At 67.6% G+C, this 18187-nt stretch carries 18 protein-coding genes; 10 read left to right on the plus strand and 8 right to left on the minus strand.

The window, feature by feature from the left end; translation table 11 throughout:
• The 4 genes from ACSFA2_RS01655 (at nucleotide 1) to ACSFA2_RS01670 (ending at nucleotide 2294) form a co-directional block, all read left to right on the plus strand.
• A complete protein-coding gene (locus ACSFA2_RS01655; protein ID WP_435453568.1) occupies nucleotides 1-408 on the plus strand; it encodes a rhodanese-like domain-containing protein in 408 nt (135 codons plus the stop codon).
• Nucleotides 409-441: 33 nt separating this feature from the next.
• Entirely contained in the window at nucleotides 442-702 is a 261-nt protein-coding gene (gene grxC / locus ACSFA2_RS01660) for a glutaredoxin 3 (protein WP_435453569.1), read from the plus strand.
• Nucleotides 703-803: 101 nt separating this feature from the next.
• The gene (gene secB / locus ACSFA2_RS01665) at nucleotides 804-1262 is read left to right on the plus strand and encodes a protein-export chaperone SecB (RefSeq protein WP_286644511.1); all 459 of its coding nucleotides are present in this window, start codon (nucleotides 804-806) and stop codon (nucleotides 1260-1262) included.
• Between the two features lie 33 nt (nucleotides 1263-1295).
• On the plus strand, nucleotides 1296-2294 hold the full coding sequence (locus ACSFA2_RS01670) for an NAD(P)H-dependent glycerol-3-phosphate dehydrogenase (protein WP_435453570.1): 999 nt from the start codon (nucleotides 1296-1298) through the stop codon (nucleotides 2292-2294).
• A 28-nt stretch (nucleotides 2295-2322) separates the two neighbouring features.
• On the opposite strand, the gene ACSFA2_RS01675 is transcribed toward ACSFA2_RS01670, so the two are convergent.
• Entirely contained in the window at nucleotides 2323-3120 is a 798-nt protein-coding gene (locus ACSFA2_RS01675; protein ID WP_435454158.1) for a segregation and condensation protein A, read from the minus strand.
• Between the two features lie 48 nt (nucleotides 3121-3168).
• Nucleotides 3169-3375 (minus strand): DUF3460 family protein, encoded by a 207-nt coding sequence (locus tag ACSFA2_RS01680; RefSeq protein ID WP_435453571.1) that lies wholly within the window; start codon nucleotides 3373-3375, stop codon nucleotides 3169-3171.
• A gap of 38 nt (nucleotides 3376-3413) precedes the next feature.
• Here ACSFA2_RS01680 and ACSFA2_RS01685 point away from each other — a divergent pair, with 38 nt between their 5' ends.
• A complete protein-coding gene (locus ACSFA2_RS01685; protein WP_435453572.1) occupies nucleotides 3414-3923 on the plus strand; it encodes an outer membrane protein assembly factor BamE in 510 nt (169 codons plus the stop codon).
• 22 nt (nucleotides 3924-3945) lie between these two features.
• Here ACSFA2_RS01685 and metG read toward each other — a convergent pair whose 3' ends face one another.
• On the minus strand, nucleotides 3946-6039 hold the full coding sequence (gene metG, locus ACSFA2_RS01690; protein WP_435453573.1) for a methionine--tRNA ligase: 2094 nt from the start codon (nucleotides 6037-6039) through the stop codon (nucleotides 3946-3948).
• A 269-nt stretch (nucleotides 6040-6308) separates the two neighbouring features.
• On the opposite strand from metG, the gene ACSFA2_RS01695 reads away from it, so the two are divergent.
• The 3 genes from ACSFA2_RS01695 to ACSFA2_RS01705 are packed head-to-tail and all read left to right on the plus strand — an operon-like array spanning nucleotide 6309 to nucleotide 8346.
• The gene (locus tag ACSFA2_RS01695; RefSeq protein WP_435453574.1) at nucleotides 6309-6581 is read left to right on the plus strand and encodes a DUF2798 domain-containing protein; all 273 of its coding nucleotides are present in this window, start codon (nucleotides 6309-6311) and stop codon (nucleotides 6579-6581) included.
• 37 nt (nucleotides 6582-6618) lie between these two features.
• The gene (locus ACSFA2_RS01700; protein WP_435453575.1) at nucleotides 6619-7659 is read left to right on the plus strand and encodes an isocitrate/isopropylmalate dehydrogenase family protein; all 1041 of its coding nucleotides are present in this window, start codon (nucleotides 6619-6621) and stop codon (nucleotides 7657-7659) included.
• Entirely contained in the window at nucleotides 7660-8346 is a 687-nt protein-coding gene (locus tag ACSFA2_RS01705; RefSeq protein WP_435453576.1) for a YceH family protein, read from the plus strand.
• Nucleotides 8347-8350: 4 nt separating this feature from the next.
• Here the strand turns inward: ACSFA2_RS01705 and ACSFA2_RS01710 are convergent, their stop codons facing one another.
• Nucleotides 8351-9550 carry a patatin-like phospholipase family protein gene (locus tag ACSFA2_RS01710; protein ID WP_435453577.1) on the minus strand — a complete coding sequence of 400 codons (1200 nt, stop codon included), beginning with the start codon at nucleotides 9548-9550 and terminating at the stop codon, nucleotides 8351-8353.
• A gap of 62 nt (nucleotides 9551-9612) precedes the next feature.
• Here ACSFA2_RS01710 and apbC point away from each other — a divergent pair, with 62 nt between their 5' ends.
• A complete protein-coding gene (gene apbC / locus ACSFA2_RS01715; RefSeq protein ID WP_435453578.1) occupies nucleotides 9613-10704 on the plus strand; it encodes an iron-sulfur cluster carrier protein ApbC in 1092 nt (363 codons plus the stop codon).
• 19 nt (nucleotides 10705-10723) lie between these two features.
• On the plus strand, nucleotides 10724-11686 hold the full coding sequence (locus ACSFA2_RS01720) for a LysR substrate-binding domain-containing protein (protein ID WP_435453579.1): 963 nt from the start codon (nucleotides 10724-10726) through the stop codon (nucleotides 11684-11686).
• A 92-nt stretch (nucleotides 11687-11778) separates the two neighbouring features.
• Here the strand turns inward: ACSFA2_RS01720 and ACSFA2_RS01725 are convergent, their stop codons facing one another.
• The 4 genes from ACSFA2_RS01725 to ACSFA2_RS01740 all read right to left on the minus strand — a co-directional run.
• Entirely contained in the window at nucleotides 11779-13110 is a 1332-nt protein-coding gene (locus ACSFA2_RS01725; RefSeq protein ID WP_435454159.1) for a TolC family outer membrane protein, read from the minus strand.
• Between the two features lie 16 nt (nucleotides 13111-13126).
• Nucleotides 13127-14458, minus strand: coding sequence for an HlyD family type I secretion periplasmic adaptor subunit (locus tag ACSFA2_RS01730; protein ID WP_435453580.1), 1332 nt, complete (start codon nucleotides 14456-14458; stop codon nucleotides 13127-13129).
• On the minus strand, nucleotides 14451-16226 hold the full coding sequence (locus ACSFA2_RS01735) for a type I secretion system permease/ATPase (RefSeq protein ID WP_435453581.1): 1776 nt from the start codon (nucleotides 16224-16226) through the stop codon (nucleotides 14451-14453). The genes ACSFA2_RS01730 and ACSFA2_RS01735 overlap by 8 nt, the downstream gene beginning before the upstream one ends.
• Nucleotides 16227-16288: 62 nt before the next feature.
• On the minus strand, nucleotides 16289-18187 hold a 1899-nt coding region (locus tag ACSFA2_RS01740), incomplete at its 5' end, for a Calx-beta domain-containing protein (RefSeq protein WP_435453582.1).

An 18187-nucleotide genomic window follows, 5' to 3' on the forward strand; every position in this document is an offset into this window, starting at 1 on the left:
GTGAAATTCATTGTCGACAACTGGATGCTGATCCTGATTGCGGTCAGCTCGGGCGCCATGCTGGCCTGGCCGCTCATCCGCGGCACCGGCGGCGGGTCGCTCACGGCGCAGGGCGCTGTGCAGTTGATCAACCGTGAACGCGCCGTGATGATCGATGTGCGCGACGCCGCGGAATACGCCCAGGGCCACGCCACTGGCGCGCGCAACGTGCCGCTCGACCAGCTCGAGCAGAAGCTGCCCGGCACGGTCAAGAACAAGTCGGTGCCGGTGCTGCTGATGTGCGCCACGGGTGGCCGTGCCCAACGTGCGCTGGCGACGGCCAAAAAGCTCGGCTACGAGCAGGCCCAAGTCGTGAGCGGCGGGCTGAAATCGTGGAAAGACGCTAACCTGCCTATTGAAAAGGCCTGAGCATTCCGCCGGGCCACCGGATTGGAAGTGACCATGCAAGTCGTCAAGATGTACACGACCGCCGTCTGCCCCTACTGCATTCGCGCGAAACAGATTCTCAAGAGCAAGGGTGTCGATCAGATCGAGGAGATCCGCATCGACATCGACGCGCAGGCCCGCGCCGTCATGATGGAAACCACCCAGCGCCGCACGGTGCCGCAGATTTTCATCGGTGACACGCACGTCGGCGGCTGCGACGACCTGATTGCGCTGGACGGCCGCGGCGGCCTGATCCCGCTGCTCCAGGCAGCCTGAAAGGCTGTCATTTCCAGGGGCGATAATCGCCTGTTCATCCTCTCAGCCCGCTTCGGACCGCTTTCCGGGCGGGCGTTGTTTTGATACCCGAAAGTTCAGCCATGGCCGACACCCAAGATCCCGTGTTCCAGATTCAGCGCGTCTACCTGAAGGACCTGTCGCTCGAGCAGCCCAATTCGCCGGCCATCCTGCTGGAACAGGAGCAGCCCACCGTCGACATCCAGCTCGGCGTCGACGCCCAGCCCGTGACCGACGGCATCTACGAAGTCACCGTGTCGGCCACCGTGCAGACCAAGGTGCAGGACCGCACCGTGTTCCTGGTCGAGGCCAAGCAGGCCGGCATCTTCGAGATCCGCAATCTGCCGGAAGATCAGATGGGCCCGATCCTCGGCATCGCCTGCCCGCAGATCGTCTACCCCTACCTGCGCGGCAACGTGGCCGACGTGATCCAGCGCGGCGGCTTCCCGCCGGTGCACCTGGCCGAGATCAACTTCCAGGCCATGTTCGAGCAGCAGCAGGCCGCAGCCGCTGGACAGCCTACGCCCATCACCACGCAGTAAGCCTTTCGGGGCAGCGTCGATGAGGCAGGCTCGATGAGGATCTGCGTGCTCGGTGCCGGTGCCTGGGGCACCGCGCTCGCCGTCAACGCAGCCGACCGACATGCGGTGACGCTGTGGGCGCGCGATGACGCCCAACTGGCCGCCATGGCCAGCACCCGGCAGAACAACCGCTATCTGCCGACGGTGCCCCTGCCGGCTTCGCTTCGCCTGATCGGCGCCCCGGCGCAAGCCGCCGCGCGTGATGCCGACCTGGTGATCGTTGCCACGCCGATGGCGGCCCTGCGCGAGCAGCTCGGTGCGCTGGCGGGGCTCCAGGTCCCGGTCGCCTGGCTCTGCAAGGGCGTCGAGACGGCGACCGCTGCCGGCGCCTTCGGGCTGCTGCCACACGAAATTCAGGCCCAGATCGCGCCCGCCTTGCGTGCTGGGGTGCTCAGCGGCCCCAGCTTCGCGCAGGAAGTCGCGCACCGGCAGCCCACCGCGCTGGTGGCTGCGAGCGCGCATGCCGACGTGCGGGCTGCGCTGGTCGACGCCTTCCACGGCCCGAGCCTGCGTGTGTACGCCAACGACGACATCGTGGGCGTCGAAGTCGGCGGCGCGGTCAAGAACGTACTCGCCATCGCCACCGGCCTGTGCGACGGCCTGTCATTGGGCCTGAACGCCCGCGCCGCGCTCATCACGCGCGGCCTGACCGAAATGACCCGCTTCGGCCTCGCACTGGGCGCGCGTGCCGAGACCTTCATGGGCCTCTCGGGCCTGGGCGACCTGGTGCTGACCGCCACCGGCGACCTGTCGCGCAACCGAAAGGTCGGGCTGCTGCTGGCGCAGGGCCGCACGCTGGCGCAGGCGGTCGAATCGCTCGGCCATGTCGCCGAAGGCGTCTATTGCGCCCGCAGCGTGGTGCAGCGCGCCCGCCACCTGGGGGTCGAAATGCCGATCGCCGAGGGCGTGGTCGCCTTGCTCGACGGCCGCATGCAACCGTCCGAGGCCGTCGCCGCGCTGATGGGCCGTGACCCGGCGCCCGAAGCCGCCTGAGCCCGACACCTGAACCGGGGCTGTCCGCTCAGACCGGCGCGTAGGCCAGCCGCACGTAGATCGGCGCGAAGGCCTCGGCCTGCGTGATCTCGACCAGCGTTTCCTTGCCCAGCTCGAGCAGCGCGATGAAGGTGACGATCAGCACCGGCACGCCGCGGCTGACGTCGAACAGCTTCTCGAACTCCACGAACTGCCGCCCCTGCAGGTGGCGCAGCACGATGCTCATGTGTTCGCGCACGCTGAGTTCCTCGCGCGAAATCTTGTGGTGCTGCACGAGCTTGGCGCGCTTCAAGATGTCGGCCCAGGCGTCGCGCAGGTCGACCACGTTCATCTCGGGGAAGCGCGGCTTGAGCGACTGCTCGATGTAAACCTGCGCCTTCCAGAAGTCGCGGCCGTAGGTCGGCATGGCGTTGATCGACGCGGCCTGCAGCTTGGTTTGCTCGTACTCGAGCAGACGGCGGACCAGTTCGGCGCGCGGGTCTTCGGCTTCCTCGCCCTCGGCCACCTTCTTGGGCGGCAGCAGCATGCGCGACTTGATCTCGATCAGCATCGCGGCCATCAGCAGGTACTCGGCCGCCAGTTCGAGATTGGTCCGGCGCACCTGGTCGACGTAGGTCAGGTACTGGCGCGTCAGCCCGGCCATCGGGATGTCGAGGATGTTGAAGTTCTGCTTGCGGATCAGGTACAGCAGCAGGTCCAGCGGGCCTTCGAAGGCCTCGAGGAAGACCTGCAGCGCCTCGGGCGGGATGTACAGGTCGTTGGGCAGCGCGAACAGCGGCTCCCCGTAGAGCCGGGCCAGCGCCACCTGGTCGACGACCTCGGGCATGGCGGCGATCGGCGGGGCGCCCTCGTCCTGCGTGGCAGCAGGCCGCACTTACTTGGCTTGGGTCTGGTAGACGTACGGCTGCTGGGCCACGCGGGCCTGGCCGTATTCGTCGAGCTGGCTGCGGTCGAGCGCCTTGTCCCAGAGCAGGGCGCGGCCGGCGCGCTGCTCCGCCTCGAGCGAAGGCTTCTTTTGCTTCAGTTCATCGATGAACTGGGTGGCTTCGGAGGTGTAGTGGGGGCGGTTGAAGATGGACATAGACTGGACCTTTGCGGCTGATTTTACCGGGGACGGACATGACACAGGGAAACTGGCGAAAGGCGATCACCGTGGGCATGCTGGCGGCACTGCTGGCCTTGGCGGGCTGCGACAACCAGGCCATCAAGGAACTGGAGGAGGGCGTCTCCACCGAAGCCGACGTGGTTGCGCGCTTCGGCCAGCCGGAGAACATTTGGCAGGCGCTCGATGGGCCGGACGGCCGCGTCTTCGAATACAACCGCCAGCCCCAGGGCCAGAAGAACTACATGATCACCATCGGCCCGGACGGCAAGATGCGCGCGCTGCGCCAGGTGCTCACCCCCGAGAACTTCGCCAAGGTGCGACCCGGCATGTCGATGGAAGAGCTCCGCAAGATGCTCGGCAAGCCCGCCAAGGTCACGCCGTACCCGCTCAAGCGCGAAACCGAGTGGGACTGGCGCTGGGTGCAGCCGCCGAATTCGCCGATGGTGTTCACCGCCGTGCTGAACGACGATTTGCGCGTGCTGCGCAGCGGCTCGTCGCCGGACCGGAGCACCGAGGGGCCCTGAACACGCGTTCCGGCGCCGCGCCTCAGCGCACGCGCATGCCCGGCACCGCACCCGGCCACGGCTCCAGCACGTGGATGCCCGGCGCGGCCTTCTCGTCGGCATGGCTGGCGGCCAGCACCATGCCCTCGCTGACGCCGAACTTCATCTTGCGCGGCGCCAGGTTGGCGACCATCACGGTCAGCTTTCCGACCAGTTGCTCCGGCTGGTAGGCCGAGGCGATGCCGCTGAAGACATTGCGCGTTTTTGCTTCGCCCACGTCGAGCGTCAGGCGCAAGAGCTTGGTCGAGCCCTCGACCGGTTCGCAGTTCACGATCTTCGCGATGCGCAGGTCGATCTTGGTGAAGTCGTCGATGCCGATGGTCGGCGCGATGGCTTCGCCCCCCGGCAGCGCGTCGGTACTGGCCGCAGCCGGTGCGGCCACTTCGGCCGGGACCTCGAACAGCGTGTCGAGCACCTTCGGGTCGACCCGTTGCATCAGGTGCTTGTACTCGCCGATCGCATGGCCCGGCGGCAGGGCCACGGTGGCGTGCGCCCATTCCAGCGGCTCGATGGCCAGGAAGCGTTCGACGTTGTCGGCCAGCGCCGGCAGCACCGGCTTGAGGTACAGCGTCAGCAGGCGGAAGGCCTCGATGCACACGGTGCACACATCGTGCAGGCGCGCTTCCATGCCTTCCTTCTTCGCCAGTTCCCAGGGCTTGTTGGCGTCGACGTACTCGTTCACGCGGTCGGCCAGCGCCATGGTGTCGCGCAGCGCGCGGGCGGTGTCGCGGCCGTCGTAGAGCACGCGCAGGGCTTCGGCTTCGCTGCGCAGCGTGGCGAGCAGCTTGGCGCCGTCGTCCGACACCACACCGAGCTTGCCGCCAAAGCGCTTGCCGATGAACCCCGCCGCACGGCTGGCGATGTTGATGTACTTGCCCACCAGGTCGCTGTTCACGCGGGCGACGAAGTCTTCCGGGTTGAAATCGATGTCCTCGTTGCGGCCGCTCAGCTTGGCTGCGAGGTAGTAACGCAGGTGCTCGGGGTTCAGGCCGATCGACAGGTACTTGAGCGGGTCGATACCGGTGCCGCGACTCTTGCTCATCTTCTCGCCGCTGACCGTCAGGTGGCCGTGCACGTAGATCGCGTTCGGTGCCTTGCGGCCGCTGAAATGCAGCATCGCGGGCCAGAACAGCGTGTGGAAGGTGATGATGTCCTTGCCGATGAAGTGCACCTGCTCCAGCTCGGGGTCGGCCATGTACTCGGTGTACGAGATGCCGTCACCCGCGGCTTCGACGCAGCTCTTGTCGAGCAGGTTCTTGAGCGACGCGAGGTAGCCCACGGGCGCGTCGAGCCACACGTAGAAGTACTTGCCTGGCGCATCCGGAATCTCGATGCCGAAGTAGGGCGCGTCGCGGCTGATGTCCCAGTCGCCCAGGCCGCCCTTGCCTTCGTCGTCCTTGTAGAGCCACTCGCGGATCTTGTTCTGCACCTCGGGCTGGACGTGGCCCGGTGCGGCGGTCCATTCCTTCAGGAAGGCCTCGCAGCGCGGGTCCGACAGCTTGAAGAAGAAATGGTCGGAGCTGCGCAGCTCAGGCTTCGCGCCAGTCAACGCCGAGTACGGGTTGATGAGCTCGGTCGGCGCGTAGACGGCGCCGCACACCTCGCAGTTGTCGCCGTACTGGTCCTTCGAATGGCAGACCGGGCATTCGCCCTTGATGAAGCGGTCGGCCAGGAACATGCCCTTCTCGGGGTCGTAGAACTGCTCGACGCTGCGGGTCTCGATCAATCCCGCGGTGCGCAGGTCGCGGTAGATCGCCTGCGCCAGGTCGTGGTTCTCCGGCGAATCGGTCGAGCTCCAGTTGTCGAAGGCGATGTGGAAGCCGTCGAGGTAGGGCTTGCGGCCGGCTGCGATCTCGGCGACGAAGGCCTGCGGCGTGACGCCGGCCTTGTCGGCCGCGATGGTGATGGCCGCGCCGTGCGCGTCGTCGGCGCAGACGAAGGCCACGTCGGCGCCATGCATGCGCTGCGCCCGCACCCAGATGTCGGCCTGGATGTATTCCATGATGTGGCCGATGTGGAACTTGCCGTTGGCGTAGGGCAGGGCGGTGGTGACGAAGAGCTTGCGCGGGGCGGACATGGGGCGCTTTCTGGCGAAGGAATCGGAGGCCGTGGGACGAGCAGCGCACGCGGGCGTGGGCAGGGGAAGGATTTTAGGCGGCGGCTCGAGACGGCATGGCGAAGGGGCGATCGGCTAACATGTCGACGCAATTCAGCGCTCGCATGAATTGCCGTAAGCGTTCACGTCAAGCAACGCGCCAACCGCAGCCGGCCTGTCCGGGTTGCAGTCTTTCGACGCGTCTGCGCTGGAAAGATGGCGCCTTGCTTGTCCGGCTCCTGGAGCTTCCAATGAACCCGTCTTCCCGTCCTTCCAAAACCTTCTTCGGCCTCCGCAAGCTGCCTTCCCGCGCCGCCGGCTGGGTCATGCCGCTGATTCTGTCCATCCTCATGACCTTCGTGGTGTCGATGATCAGCACCTTGCGCAGCGTGGGCCCGGTGCCTGATATGCCCGGCATCTGGATGAGCGCCTGGGCGCTGTCCTGGGTCTTTGCCTTCCCGACGCTCCTGCTCGTCCTGCCGCTGGTCCGCAAGGCCACTGCGGCGCTGGTGGACATGGGCTGAGTTCCGCTTCACCCCCCTTTCACCGAAAGAGAACCCCGTGACGACTTTCTCCATTCCCGCCACCCTGATCGCCGGCGACGGCATCGGCCCCGAAATCGTCGACGCGACGCTGGCCGCCTTTGACGCGCTGAAGGTCCCGTTCGAATGGGACCGCCAGGTCGCCGGTCTCGGCGGCGTGCAACAGGCCGGCGACCCGCTGCCGGCCGCCACGCTCGACAGCATCCGCCGCACGCGGCTCGCGCTCAAGGGCCCGCTCGAGACGCCGTCGGGCGGCGGCTACCGTTCGTCCAACGTGCGGCTGCGCGAGGAGTTCCAGCTGTACGCCAACCTGCGCCCGGCGCTCACCGTCATCCCCGGTGGCCGCTACGACAAGATCGACCTGGTGGTGGTGCGCGAGAACCTCGAAGGCCTCTACATCGGCCACGAGCACTACGTGCGCATCGACGACGACCCGCACGCCGTGGGCATGGCCACCGGCATCAACACCCGCCAGGGCTGCCACCGCCTGCTCGAATACGCCTTCGACACCGCCATCGCCACCGGCCGCAAGAAGGTCACGCTGGTGCACAAGGCCAACATCATGAAGGTGCTAACCGGCCTGTTTCTGGAGACCGGCCTGCGCCTGTACGAAGAGCCGCGCTACAAGGGCAAGTTCGAGCTCGAGACCATGATCGTCGACGCCTGCGCGATGAAGCTGGTGCTCAACCCGTGGCAGTTCGACATGCTGGTCACGACCAACCTCTTCGGCGACATCCTGTCCGACCTGGTGGCCGGCCTGGTCGGCGGTCTGGGCATGGCGCCGGGCGCGAACATCGGCGCCGACGCCGCCATCTTCGAAGCGGTGCACGGCTCGGCGCCCGACATCGCCGGCAAGGGCATCGCCAACCCGACGGCGCTGCTGCTGGCCGGCGCGCTGATGCTCGACCACTGCAAGCTGGTCGACCAGGCGACGCGCCTGCGCCGCGCGATCGACGAGACGCTCAACATCGACAAGGTGCGCACCGGCGACCTGGGGGGCACGGCCAACACGGCGGCCTTCACCAAGGCGCTGGTGGCCCGCATCGCCGGGGCGAACTGAGTGTCGGACGCGTCCGCGGCGCGGCCGCTGCCGATCCTTTCGCTGCTGGAAACCCGCGTGCTCGGCGTGCTGGTCGAGAAGCAGCGCACCGTGCCCGACAGCTACCCGCTGACGCTCAACGCCGTGCTGTCCGGCTGCAACCAGAAAACGAGCCGCAACCCGGTGCTGGAGGTGAGCGACGCGCAGGCGCAGGCCGCCATCGACAGCCTGAAGGGCTACCACCTGGTCGACGAGAGCAGCGGCGGCCGGGCCTTGCGCTATGCCCACAACATGGACCGCGTGCTGCGCATTCCGTCGCAGTCGAGCATCCTGCTCACGGTGCTGATGCTGCGCGGCCCGCAGACCGCCGGCGAGCTGCGCATCGCCACCGAGCGCATGCACAACTTCGCCGACATCTCGTCGGTCGAGGGTTTCCTCGACGAGCTGGCCGAGCGCCCGGCCGGCGCGCTGGTGGTCAAGCTGCCGCGCCTGCCGGGCGCGCGAGAGAGCCGCTGGGCGCATCTGCTGAGCGGCGAGCCGGTGATCGAAGACATGCCGGCCAGCGCGGGTGCGTCCGGCGCCGATGTGTCGCTGGGCGAGATGGCGGCGCTCAAGGCGAACGTCGCGCGTCTTGAAGCGGAACTGGGCGACCTGAAAGCGCTGGTGAACCGCATCGCCGCCGACCTGGGCATGGCGACCGGCAGTTAGGCCGCTAAGTCGCGCGCCAGCCGAAGAAGCGGCACACCGCATCGCGCTGCGCCAGCGTGTCGGCACGGCCCAGGGCCATCAGTTCGCGCGTGAAACCGGGTTCGAAGAGCAGGTAGCTCGCCAGCGCCGCGCTGCGCGCGGGTGACTTGCCTTCGCCCGGGCCGGTGCCGCTGGCCAGCAGGCGCCGCACCACGCCGGGCAACGCGTCGGCATGGCGCGCGGCAATGGTGTCGATGCGTTCCGACGGCGCGATCAGCAGCAGCTCGATCGGCCGCAGGTGCGTGCCGGCGCGGGCCTCGGGCGGAATGAGCGCCAGCGTGTCGTTGATGCGGCGCACGCGTTCCACGTCCACCCCGAGCGCGTCGAGAAAGATGCTCGACATCGCATGGCCGGCGATCTGCGCCAGCGTCGGCTCGCCGCTCAGTGTCTGGGGGCGGTCGGCGTCGAAGGGCTCGTTCATGCGGCCGGCGCCGACGGCCAGGATGCGCTCTGCACCGAGGTGGATGGCAGCGGCGGTCGGCGCGGTCTGGCGCATCGAGCCATCGCCGAAATATTCGACGTGCCCCTGCATCGGCAGTGCCGTGGCCGGGAACACGAAGGGGATCGCCGACGACGCCAGCAGGTGCGCATGCGTGATGCGGTCGGCCACGGCCTTGCGCTGCGAGCGCGTCCAGGGCGCCATGGGTTGGCGCGCTTCGAAGAAGGTCAGGTGTTCGCCCGAGCTGTAGCTCGACGCGGTCACGGCCAGCGCGTCGAGGTGGCCGTCGGCCAGCAGCCCGGGCAGTCGCTCGAAGGGCACCATGCGCGCCAGCAACTCGGCCAGCGGCGTGTTGTCGAGCAGCGAGCGCGGCTTGAGCTTCATCCAGCGCGCCAGCAGCTGGCCGACGCCGAGGATCAGGCGCCAGCGCGCCGCCGCATCGAGCATCGCGAAGGTGTCGGTGCGGTAGACCTGCTCGATGCGCAGGCCGCGCCAGACCTCGGCCATGCGCTGCACGGCGGCATCGAAATCGTCGGCGCCGCAGGCCAGCGCGGCGGCGTTGATGGCGCCGGCCGACGTGCCGGTGATGATCGAGAACGGGTTATGCCCTGTTGCCAGGCCGGCGCCACGGCGCAGCTCGGCGACCGCCTCGAGCACGCCGACCTGGTAGGCGGCGCGGGCACCCCCGCCGGTGAGCAGCAGCGCTGTGGCAGGCCGTGAGGGCATTGGGGTGGAGGCGGGGCGGGGCATGGATCGGCACGTAGACTACCCCGATTCAGGAGTTGTCAATGGCAGTCACGCAAGCGGTGATTCAGGACGCGCTCAAGGCGGTTCTCGATCCCAACACCGGCAAGGATTTCGTCAGCACCAAGGCGCTGAAGAACCTGCAGATCAGCGAAGGCGACGTGTCCTTCGACGTCGAGCTCGGCTACCCGGCCAAGAGCCAGCATGCGGCGTTGCGCAAGGCCTTCGTGGCTGCAGCGCGCACCGTGCCGGGCGTCGACAACGTGTCGGTCAACATCACGACCCGGGTGGTGAGCCATGCGGTGCAGCGCGGCGTGCAGTTGCTGCCCAACGTGAAGAACATCGTCGCCGTGGCTTCGGGCAAGGGCGGCGTCGGCAAGAGCACCACTGCCGCCAACCTGGCGCTGGCACTGGCGGCCGAAGGCGCCTCGGTCGGGCTGCTCGACGCCGACATCTACGGCCCGAGCCAGCCCATGATGCTGGGCATCGACCGTCGCCCCGAGAGCGACGACGGCAAGACGATGGAGCCGCTGGAGAACTACGGCGTGCAGGTGATGTCGATCGGCTTCCTGGTCGACCAGGACGAGGCCATGATCTGGCGCGGGCCGATGGCCACGCAGGCGCTGGAGCAGCTGCTGCGCCAGACCAACTGGAGAGACCTCGACTACCTGATCATCGACATGCCGCCCGGCACCGGCGACATCCAGCTCACGCTGAGCCAGCGCGTGCCGATGACCGGCGCGGTGATCGTCACCACGCCGCAGGACATCGCACTGCTCGACGCCAAGAAGGGCATCAAGATGTTCGAGAAGGTCGGCGTGCCGATCCTGGGCATCGTCGAGAACATGGCGGTGCACGTGTGCTCCAACTGCGGCCACGTCGAGCACATCTTCGGTGCCGACGGCGGCAAGAAGATGGCGGCGCAGTACGGCATGGACTACCTCGGCGCGTTGCCGCTGGACATCAACATCCGCCTGCAGGCCGACAGCGGCAAGCCCACCGTGGTGGCCGACCCCGACGGCGAGGTCGCGGCCATCTACAAGGCGGTGGCGCGCACCGTCGCCGTGGGCATCGCCGAGAAGGCGAAGGACTTTTCGGCCAAGTTCCCGACCATCACGGTCAGCAAAGACACTTAAGCACGACGAGCGCGGCGCCGTGAACGTCCTCGCGTCCATGCGCTACCTGGCGGCGCTCAACGAGCACCGCCACTTCGGCCGCGCTGCGCAGGCCTGCCACATCACGCAGCCGGCGCTGTCGAACGCCCTGCGTGCGCTCGAAGGCGAGTTCGGCGTGCTGATCGTCAAGCGGGGCCGCGCCTTCGAAGGCTTCACCGTTGAGGGCGAAGCGGTGCTTGCCACCGCGCAGCGCATGCTGCAGGAGCAGGAACTGCTGCGCGAGCGCCTGCGCAGCGAGGCCGGCCAGCCCCGAGGGCGCTTGCGGCTGGCGGCGGTGCCGACTGGCATGACCATCCTCTCGCGCTTCGCCATCGCGCTGCAGAAGCGGCACCCGGGCGTGGCGCCCACGGTGGTGTCGCTGAGTTCGCTCGAGATCGAGACCGCGCTCGACAGCATGTCGCTCGACCTCGCGCTCGGGTACACCGACCGCACCCGCGTGCGCCATGTGAGCCTGGCGGTCTGGCCGCAGTGCGTCGAGACCTACTACCTGGTGCAGCGCAAGCCGGGGCCGGTGCGTGCGGGCCGGGCGGTGCGCATCGGCGAGCCGGTCGGCTGGACCGAGGCCGCCACCCTTCCGCTGTGCCTGCTCACCCCCGACATGCACAACCGGGCGATCGTCGACCGCGCCTTCAAGGCGGTCGGCCTGCGTGTCGACGCCGCCATGGAGACCAACTCGATCCACACGCTGGCCAGCAGCGTCGGCGCCGGCGCGCTGGCGTCGGTGCTGCCGCAGGCCGCGCTGGAGTTGCTGTCACGCGACGATGGCCCCTACGAGGCGCGGCCGTTGGTCGCGCCGCTGCTGGAGACGCCCCTGGGCTTCATGACGCACGCCAGCGACCGCATGACGCGCGCGCTGCAGGCGGCGGTCGACTTGGCGGCCAGTCCCGAGTGGCTGGAAACCTTGCAGCCCGATGCGGCCGGCAAGGGCTCGCAGCGCGCCTGAGCGATAGGAATGCGCTCGCCCTGCGCTGGCCGCGCGTGCGAAATCAACGGCTTGCGCAACAACTGTAGAAGAGCGGAATGGGGTTCGCCCATTCATCGAACACCGGAATCGAACCAGCGGTCCCACAAGGCAACATCGTCTTCGGTCAGATTGCCGCTGCGAATGCGCAGCGCCACCACGTCGCGCACGTAGTCGTAACGTGCCTTCGCTCCTTCGGCGCGCGACTTGAAGAGCCTGCGGCGCGCATCGAGCAGGTCGGTGATCCGGCTCACCCCGAGGTCCAGCCCGACTTCCTGCGCTTTGACCGTCTGTTCAAACGCGCGAACTTCGGCCGTCGTCGAGCCAATGCGAGCATGGTTGGCTCGGGCACTCAGCCAGTGGGTGACGATCTCCCGCTCGACCTCGCGCCTTGCCGTCTCCAGCGCCTGTTCGGCCGCCCCCTGGCGCGCGACGGCTTCTCGTGTCAAGGCGTCCACTCTTCCACCCTCGTAGAGGGGCACGCGCAATTCGATACCAACGGTCGCCACGTCATAGGGCGGCTGGCGACGGTTGTCATAGCCTTGATCGGAATGGGTGTACGACATCGTCGCCGCCAGTTGCGGCAGATGTTCAGCGCGGCTGGATTCATAGGCACGTCGAGCCGCCTCCACCGCTTCCGTCAGGGCCAGCAGGCGCGGGTAGCTGCGCAGTGCCTCGTCGACCCACGCCTGCTGCGTTCCAGGCACCGCATCAAAACCGGTCCGGCTCAGCGGAGGCACCTGCCTCACGGCAATGCCGCACAGTTCCGTCAGTCGCGCCAGGGCCACGGCCTGGCTGTTCCGTGCGTCGATCGTGCGGGTGACAAGACTCTGGGCGTAGGCGTCGGCCTCGGCCAGGTCGGTGACCTTGGCCATCTGCCTTTCACGCATCGCGCGCAGGCGATCGACCTGGCGGGTTGCCGCCTGCGACTCTGCGGCCAGCCATTCAAGTTCGTCTTGTGCCGTCAGCGCTTCCAGATAGCGGTCCAGCACCTCGTCAAACAAGGCCAGGCGGGTCAATGCCAGCTCTTGATCGCGCTGCAAAACTGTCGCCTGCGTCGATTCCCATCGGCTTCGCGAGGCCTGGTCGTAGAGGCTCTGCCGCACGGTCAAGCTGTGGCGCTTTCCGGTATAGGACTGGTTGCCGATCGTCGTTGCATCCTTGTATTGGTTTCGTGACAGCGCACCCGTCGCCAGCACCTGAGGCAACATCCGGCTGCGCGCCCCGTCCGACTCGGCACGGGCGCGATCCACGTCGTACTCGCGCAACCTCAGCATGGGATTGCCCTTGAGCGCAGCGCGGTAGAGCTCGGCAAGCCCCTGTGCACTCGAGGCCACGGGCATGGCGGACAGCACGAAGAGCGTGAGCAAAGGGACCAGAGAGGATGTGCAGCGGGCGAGGAGCATCACGACAGTACCTTGATCAATCTTGTCTGAACGAGCGGGTCACGGTATCGGTCAGCGGTGCAATCAGGTAGTTCAGGAAAGTACGCTCCCCCGTGTAGATCAGGACTTCGGCGGGCATGCCGGGCACCAGTTCGAACCGGGACCTCGCCAGTGCCTGCAGGCTTTCGGCGGAGATTTCAACGCGCGCGAGGTAGTAGGGGACCTTGCGGCCCTCGTTGTCATCGAACAGCCGGTCGCCCGACACGGAGATCAGGCGCCCGTCGATGCGGGGAAGATCGCGCTGCTTGAATGCGGGAAAACGCACCTCGGCCAGCTGATCGATCCGGACCTGATCGATGTCCTGGGGCGAGAGTTGTGCCTCGACGACCAGCTTTGCGTTCTGCGGCACGATGTCCAGGATGCGCTCGCCGGGCTTGATCACCGCGCCCAGCGTATGGACGGTCATGCCGAGCACCATGCCCGCTTCAGGTGCGCGTACCACGGTTCGGGTCACCATGTCGTCGAGCGCGCGGACCTTCTCCCGAACGGTCGAGAGTTGGCTCTGCACTTCGGCGAGCTCCTTCGCGACCTCGCGCTGCAACTCTTTGCCGAGTTGGAGGATCTTCACCTGCATCTCGCTCACCTGGAACTCGGTGGCCGCCAGGTCAGCCACCAGCGAACCCTGCTCTCCCTGAGTTTGCGCAACGTTGCGTTCCATCTCGCGCACCCGCTGACGTTCGGCGTACCCCTGCTTGAGCAGCGCCTCGAAATCAACCCGTTCGCTCTCGTAGGAAGCAACCAGGCTGTCGCGGCTTTTCTTTTGCGCCGCGAGCCCCGAGGCCTTGGCGCGCAGTTGCTGGATCTGTCGTTGGTAAAGCATGACCTCACCGTCGTGTGATTGCTTGCGAACCCGAAACGTCTGCAACTGCACCTGCATGGCGTCGGCGGCGCGCGGGTCGCTGCGCGCCTCGACCAGATCCTTCGGAAAGACCACCTGGGACTGGCTGTCCCTTTGAGCCACGAGCCGGGCCTCGCGCGCGAGCAGCGCGAACAACTGCCCACGCAATCCCTCGACCTCGGCCTTGGGCTGTGTGTCTTCCAGCGCCACCAGCACCTCGCCGGCCGAGACAAGTTGGCCGTCGCGCACCTTGATCTCGCGAACAATGCCGCCTTCGAGGTGCTGCACCGTCTTACGGTACATCTCGACCGAGACAACGCCCGTGCCGATGGCTGCGCTGCTCAAAGGTGCGAATGCCGCCCACAGACCGATTCCCCCGAAGATGGCCGCGACCACGGCGAAGCCCACGCGACGCAGGCGCCGCTCGGCCGCGACGTCAGCAGATTCGGGCGGGGATCGGGCGTTAGTCATTGGCCGCGGCTGCAATGCTGAGATGCGCATCCGCGGCCCCGTTGGCCGATGCCGGCCGCGCGACCCGCGCTGCGGCCTGCTGGAGTTTCGACGTGACCTGATCCCGCGGGCCGTACAGCGCCAGCTTGCCGCCCACCAGCAGGAGGATTCGGTCGACCTGGCTCAGCACTTGGGTCAGATGCGTCACGATCACGACCGTGCTTTGCCTGCGACGCAATTCCAGCAGTGCGCGTTGCAGCGCCGTGTGGCCCGCTTCGTCGAGATTCGAATTGGGCTCGTCCAGGATCACGATCTTCGGCGCCTTGTACACGGCGCGAGCCAGCGCCACGCGTTGGCGCTGTCCGGCCGACAGTACGAAGCCGGTGTCGAGGCGGGTCTCGTAGCCATCGGCGAAGCCCAGGATCATCGCGTGCACACCTGCAAGCTCCGCAGCCGCCACCACTGCCTCCGGGTCCACGTCGCCGAAACGGGCGATGTTCTCGGCCACGGTGCCATCGAGCAACTCGACGTCCTGGGGCAGGTAGCCGATATGGCGTCCCATCGACTCGCGCTCATATTGGTCGAGCTCTGCGCCGTCGAGCCGCAATTCACCGGACGTCGGTCTGTGCAACCCGAGCAGCGCGCGCAGCAGGGTCGACTTGCCTGCGCCGCTGGCGCCCAGGACGCCCACCTGGCTGCCAGCCTCGATCACGAGGCTCAGTCCGTCGATCAACGGCGCGCGTGCGCCTGGCGGCTGGATGACGAGCTTGTCGAGCCGGTACTCGCCGCGTGGCTCTGGCAGTGGCATCGACGCAGGTCGATCGGGCGTCGCCGCGAGAAGCACCGAAAGGCGGCCATAGGCCGCGCGTGCGCTGACCACCCCGCGCCAGTTGCCGATCAGCGCGTCGATCGGCGCCAGCGCACGCCCCAACAGGATCGAACCGGCAATGACCGCGCCTGCACTGATGTCACGACGCAGGGCCAGGTAGGCTCCCAGACCCAGGATCAAGGTCTGGACGGTCAGGCGGAAGGTCTTGGACAGTGCCGAGATGAGACCGGCGCGACGGCTGGCCTGGTTGTGGGAGCGCAGGGCAGCGTCGTGCGCTTGGGACCAACGCTCGCGCAGCCGCGACAACATGCCCATCGACTCGATCACCTCGATATTGCGCAGATGCGCCGCTGTCTTCAGATTCGCCTGGGTCTCGTGCTTGCTGGCGTCTTGCAGCAGATCGCGGGTCGCGACCTCATTCCAGACCGCGAGCGCCATCAGCACCAGCGCTGCGAGGATGGCCGCGACACCGAACCACGGGTGGACCATGAACATCACCGCGACATAGATGGGCAGCCACGGCGCGTCGAGGATCGCGAAAAGGCCCTGGCCAGTGAGAAACTGACGTAGCCGGTCCAGGTCGGTCAGCGGCTGGGCGTCGGCCCGCCGCCCGCCGCTGGTCAGCGTGCGGGTAAAGATCGCGTCGTGAACCTTCGGGCCCAGCAGGGCGTCCAGGCGCATGCTGGAAACGATCAGGATCTGTGCACGCAGCCACTCCAGTCCACCCAGCACGATGAACAGGAACACCACGATCAAGGTCAGCATGAGCAGCGTCGACTCGCTGCCGCTCGTGAGCACCCGGTCGTAGACCTGCAGCATGTAGATGGCAGGCAGCAGCATCAGCAGGTTGATGAACAGGCTGAAGAATGCAGCGGACATGAATGAGGCACGGCAGGCGTCCAGGGCCGCTTTCAAGGCCGTGCCGCTGCCTGCATCACTCGTCTTTTCTTTCGCGTTCATCGCGCCTTTTTCCGTTTCTCTCGTACGGATTGCTCCAACACCGCGCCATGCGCGGCGGGGCGTCAGAAGAAGAAAAAGTCCTGGGGATTGGCGCGCAGCACATCGACCGTCAGCTGGCCGGAACTGTCGTGCAGATGGATCTCGCCGCCTGCAGCCGGCACGATGTCGACATCGCCCGCGCCGGCGCCCGGCTGCAACGCGTTGCTGTTCAGAACCTGCTGCAGGGTCATGCCAGGGAAAAGGTCCTGGTCCAATCCGATGAAATCGTGACTGCCGCCTGTAGCGCTGAACTGGAAGACTTCGGTGGTGGCAAAGCCCTGGCGGAACATGAAGGTGTCGCTCGCCGCTTCGGACGTGAAGCTGGTGGCCGCGTCCTTCACGACCAAGGTGCTGGACACCTGGCTGGTTGCAGCGCCAGTGGCCGGGTCGACGGCAGCTGCCGTCACGGCGAAGCGGCCCGAGACCGAACCGCTGGCCAGGCCACTGGTCGACGTTTCTGCCGGCAGGGCAAGCGCGACGCTCGCCGTGCCGCTCGCGCCCAGCGTCACGTCGACGAAGCTCGGATTCTGCAGGACCGTGTTGCCTTCGTGGCTGCCGAGCGGGATGTCCATGCCGACGCCGCCGATCTCGGAGACGGCCAGGCGCACGGTCTGGCCGGCGCTGCCGGATATTTCGACCACGACATCGTTGCCGGGGCTGCCGGCGCCCGCATTGAGACCGGGCAGGTTGGCCTTGAGGATGCCGCCCACCGCGTCGGTGACCAGCGGCGTGCCGCTGACGGTCGACATCGACAGCACCGGCGCCGCCAGCAAACTCGAGCTCAGCGTGGCCATGCCGCCGCCGGCGCTGCCCTGGGTGAACACCTCGCCGCCGATGGAGCCGCCATCGACCGTCCCGACCGTGACCGAGGCGCCGATATGCTCGAAGCCCGAGATCGAGCCCGACTCGTTGGGGCCGGGCGCCGGCCCCTCGATGCTGGCGGGATCGGCATCGAGACGGAACGCGAAGGTCTGCCCGGCGGCAAGGCCGGCGCCGCCGAAGGTGACGGCCAGCGTCCTGTAGCCGCCGTCGGTGACCGGGTTCGGTCCGTACGCCCAGGTCGCGCTCACCGGCACGGAGCCGTACGGCGTGAAGTCAAGCGCCGTGGTGTCGCCGAAGGTGCCGAGCGGATCGAACACCGTGCCGGCGATCAAGCTGTTGTGCAGATCGATGGTGAGCGTCCTGATGGCGGTTGTGCCGGTGTTGGTGAGCTCGTAGGCCGGCTCGGCGTAGGTGCTGGCGTTGAGCGCGGTGCCCGGCGTGATCAGCAGGCGTGCGGACGCCGCGCCGCCGCTGCTGTCGTCGTTGAGGATCGTGCCGGCAGCGGCCGCGGTGCCGATCGCGGTGCCGGCGCTGGGGTTGGACAGGGCGACGGTGAAGTTCTCACTGGGCTCGACCGTGCCGTCGCCAGCCACGTTCACCGTGATGGTCTTGGTGGTCTCTCCAGCCGCGAAGCTCACCGTCCCGGTCGGGAAGGCCCCGCCAGTGAAGTCCGCCGCCGTGGCCGGGTTGGCGCCGCTGCCGGCCACCGCATAGCTTGCCGTCGACGCGCCGGTCGTGCTGCCGGCGCGCGACACGGTGAAGGTGAAGGCGGTGCTGCCGCTGTTGCCCTCGTTCAGGCTGGCGTTGGCCGCGGCGATCGACAGCGACGGTCCGGGCACCGTGTCGTCGTTGAGGATCGTGCCAGTCGCCGCCGCGGTGCCGATCGCGGTGCCGGCGCTGGGGTTGGTCAAGGCGACCGTGAAGTTCTCACTGGGCTCGACCGTGCTGTCGCCAGCGACGTTGACCGTGATCGTCTTGGTGGTCTCGCCGGCCGCGAAGCTCACCGTCCCGGTCGGGAAGGCCCCTCCCGTGAAGTCCGCCGCCGTGGCCGGATTGGCGCCGCTGCCGGCCACCCCATAGCTTGCCGTTGACGCGCCGGC

The sequence above is a fragment of the Variovorax cryoconiti genome (assembly GCF_051216395.1).
GTDB lineage: Bacteria > Pseudomonadota > Gammaproteobacteria > Burkholderiales > Burkholderiaceae_C > Variovorax.